This window comes from Photobacterium sp. DNB22_13_2 (assembly GCF_052873915.1).
Genome location: NZ_JBNNXU010000200.1, coordinates 1 through 254, shown reverse-complemented (window position 1 = coordinate 254; position 254 = coordinate 1). Strand labels below are relative to the sequence as shown.

The window sequence follows — 254 nt, the reverse complement described above, 5'->3', positions numbered from 1 at the left end:
ATCAAATGGACGGCCGAGCGGTCCGAATCCTTCCTGACCGACGCGCATGGCCGCGACCACGTCACGCACGCCGAACTGGCGCTCGACGCGCAAGGCAACTTCCTCGCCATGCGCGTGCACACCACGGCCAACATGGGCGCGTACCTGTCGACGTTTGCCAGCAGCGTGCCGACCATCCTGTACGCGACGCTGCTTGCCGGGCAGTACAAAACACCAGCCATCTACGCCGAAGTCAAAGCGGTCTTCACGAATAC

1 protein-coding gene is annotated in these 254 nt (G+C 63.0%); it reads left to right on the top strand.

Annotation, left to right across the window (positions count from 1 at the left end; genetic code table 11):
* Positions 1-254 (top strand): molybdopterin cofactor-binding domain-containing protein (locus tag ACVA58_RS28355; RefSeq protein ID WP_446513564.1); only part of this gene is annotated, 254 nt, incomplete at both ends.